The sequence below is a fragment of the Mesorhizobium sp. M7A.F.Ca.CA.002.09.1.1 genome (assembly GCF_003998555.1).
Lineage (GTDB): Bacteria > Pseudomonadota > Alphaproteobacteria > Rhizobiales > Rhizobiaceae > Mesorhizobium > Mesorhizobium ciceri.
In genome coordinates this window covers 1-2,983 of the sequence record NZ_RZRR01000712.1, presented here as the reverse complement: position 1 = coordinate 2,983, position 2,983 = coordinate 1, and the positions used below count along the sequence as shown (strand labels likewise).

Genomic DNA, 2,983 nt, shown 5'->3' with positions numbered 1-2,983 from the left:
TTCATCTTCATTCTAGTCATGATCTTCCGGCCGAAGGGGATCATGGGGGACCGGGAACTTATGTTCGGATCAACCCAAAGATCGGCAACGGTGAACCAGACAGAGGAACGAAAACGATGATCAAACTCACTCGACGCGGTACCATCGGCCTGGGACTGGGCGCATTCTTCGCGCTTGCCTCGGCCAGCACGGCACTTGCTGCCGACACCATCAAGATCGGCTATCCGGCAAACCTGACCGGCATCCAGGCCTCGCTCGACGGTCCGATGCTGAATGGCGCCAAGCTGGCAGCGAGCGAAATCAACGCCGCCGGCGGCGTGCTCGGCCAGCAGATAGAACTGGTGATCTACGATTCCAAGAGCGATTCGACGACGATCTCGACCGTCGCCAGCCAGTTGATCGACAGCGACAAGGTCGTCGGCATCATCGGCTTCGCCGATTCCGACTCGGTGCTGGCCATCGGACCGCAGGTCCAGACGGCGCAGATACCGTTCATAACGCCAGGCGCGACCTCGCCGAAATTGCCTAGCCAGCTCGGCAACGAGATCTTCCTCGCCGCCTTCGGCGACAACGTTCAGGCTGCGGTTGGCGCGGAATTTGCGCTGAACAAGCTGAACGGCAAAACCGCCTACCTGCTGACCGACATCGGCACTGAATACACAACGCTGCTGTCGGACTACTTCGTCACCGCCTACGAGCATGGCGGGGGCAAGATTTTGGAGCGCGACACCTACAAGATCGGCGACAAGACCTTTACCGCGCAGATCGCCAAACTGAAGGCGCTGTCGCCGCAGCCAGACTTCGTCTATGCCTCGTCGAATGCCGAGGAAATCGGCCTGATCTTGAAGCAGATGCGCCAGGCCGGCATCAACCTGCCGGTGGTCGGCGGCGACGGCTACGACACGCCCTTGCTGATCCAGGTCGGCGGCGACGCGGCCAAGGACACCTACTTCACCACCCACGCCTATATCGGTGAGGGCGCCACCCCGAAGGTGCAGGCCTTTATCGACGCCTACACCAAGTCGGTCGGCAATGCCCCGGAGAACGCGTTCGCTGCGCTCGGCTACGACTCGGTCAAGCTGATGGCCGACGCGATCAAGCGTGCCGGTGCGCCGGATCCGGCCAAGATCCGTGACGCGCTGGCCGCTACGTCCGGGCTCGACGGCGTGACCGGCACGATCACCTACCGCCCGGGCATTTCGGTGCCGGACAAGTCGGTCTCGGTCATTGGTGTCAAGGACGGCAAGCTTGTCCTGGCAAGTGAAGCGGCACCGACCTTCGTCGCGGAGCCGTGATCTTGTCCACTCCGGGCTCCCTTTGGGACATCTACAGGTCGCGGCTCTCCGCCGCGACCTTCACCGACCTGACGCATGCGTTTCATCCGGGTCAGCCGCATTTCCCGGCCTTCCCGGACGAGGAGCGCAGTGCGTTGCTCGATTTTTCGAAGGGCGATGCCTTCCAGGTCCACCACTACGCCTTCGTCGGACAGTGGGGCACCCATGTCGATCCGCCGGTGCACTTCATCGACGGCGGCCGCTCGATCGACCAACTGCCGGTGGCGGAGATGCTTCTGCCGCTGGTCATCCTCGACATCAGCGACAGGGTCGCCGCCGATCCCGACGCGACGCCGACGCTCGACGATATTTCGGCCTGGGAGGCGCGGAACGGCCGTATCCCGGAAAAGTGTTTTGTCGCACTTCGCACCGGCTGGTGGCCGCGCTGGCCGGACCCCGTGGCGTTTCGGAACAAGTCGGCCGACGGTATCTCCCATGCGCCTGGTTGGTCGAAGCCGGTGCTGGAGGAGCTTTTGGAACGCCGCGGTGTTGCTGCGATCGGGCACGAGGGCATGGACACTGATCCCGGCCGTGCCACTTCCGCAGGTGACGCAAGCCTGGAATACTATGTGCTGTCGCGCGACTGCTGGCAGATCGAGCTCTTGGCCAATCTCGACAAGGTGCCCGAAGCCGGCGCGTTGATAATGGCAAGCTGGCCAAAGCCAAAGGCCGGATCTGGCTTCCCGGCTCGCGCTGTCGCCATCCATGAAGCGGCCGGCTGAACGCGTGAAGCCGCTGCTGGCGGCGGTCGAGGGGCCGCCGCACAACGATCATCAGACACGGAATTCAGACATGGATATAGATACAGTCCGCGATGCTTTTCCGGCGATGGCGAGAGGTGCCGAGCCGAAGAAGCGGATTTTCTTCGACAATCCCGCGGGAACCCAGATGGCGAGCCGTTCGATCGAGCGTATGACGCGTGTCATGATCGAAACCAACGCCAATCTTGGTGGCTATTTCGAAACCTCACTCGCGGCCCAGGCGATGGTCGACGACGCGCATCAGGCGATGGCCGATTTCTTCAATGCCGCCGACCGGCGTGAGGTGGTGTTCGGCCAGAACATGACAACTCTGACTTTCGCCGTCTCGCGCGCCATCGGCCGCGATCTGAACGCCGGCGACGCCATCGTGCTGACGCGCATGGATCATGACGCCAACGTCGCACCCTGGCTGATGCTGGCGGAGGATCGGGGGCTTGAAGTACGCTGGATCGACCTCGATCCAAAAACCTTCGAACTCGACCTGTCGACGCTGGAGGCGACTATCGACGAGGACGTCAAGCTGGTCGCTGTCGGCTATGCCAGCAACGTTACCGGCACGATCAACGACGTGAAGCGGATCGCGCAGCGCGCCCGCGCGATCGGGGCGCTGAGCTATATCGACGCGGTGCAGTTCGCGCCGCATGGGGTGATCGACGTCCAGGAGATCGGCTGTGATTTCCTGGTTTGCTCGGCCTACAAATTTTTTGGACCGCATCACGGGGTGTTGTGGGGCCGTTTCGATCTGCTGCAGGCGCTGACCGCCTATAAGGTGCGCGCGGCTTCCAATACGCCACCTGGAAAATTCGAGACGGGAACGACAAGCCGCGAGGCGCTTGCCGGGGTGCTTGGCGCCGTCGAGCACTATGCCTGGCTCGGACAGTCCTTCGG

3 protein-coding genes are annotated in these 2,983 nt (G+C 62.6%); all 3 read left to right on the top strand.

Annotation, left to right across the window (positions count from 1 at the left end; translation table 11 throughout):
- Nucleotides 1-116 precede the first annotated feature (116 nt).
- Entirely contained in the window at nucleotides 117-1,295 is a 1,179-nt protein-coding gene (locus tag EN994_RS24920) for an ABC transporter substrate-binding protein (protein WP_013528425.1), read from the top strand.
- 2 nt (nucleotides 1,296-1,297) lie between these two features.
- Nucleotides 1,298-2,056, top strand: a complete 759-nt coding sequence (locus EN994_RS24915) for a cyclase family protein (protein ID WP_063170429.1) — start codon at nucleotides 1,298-1,300, stop codon at nucleotides 2,054-2,056.
- Between the two features lie 70 nt (nucleotides 2,057-2,126).
- Nucleotides 2,127-2,983, top strand: an 857-nt coding sequence (locus EN994_RS24910) for an aminotransferase class V-fold PLP-dependent enzyme (protein ID WP_127307884.1), incomplete at its 3' end; no start/stop codon positions are given.

Excerpts from the sequence above, each read along its gene's own strand:
- EN994_RS24920 (WP_013528425.1), top strand. The coding sequence starts at position 117 with ATGATCAAACTCACTCGACGCGGTACCATCGGCCTGGGACTGGGCGCA.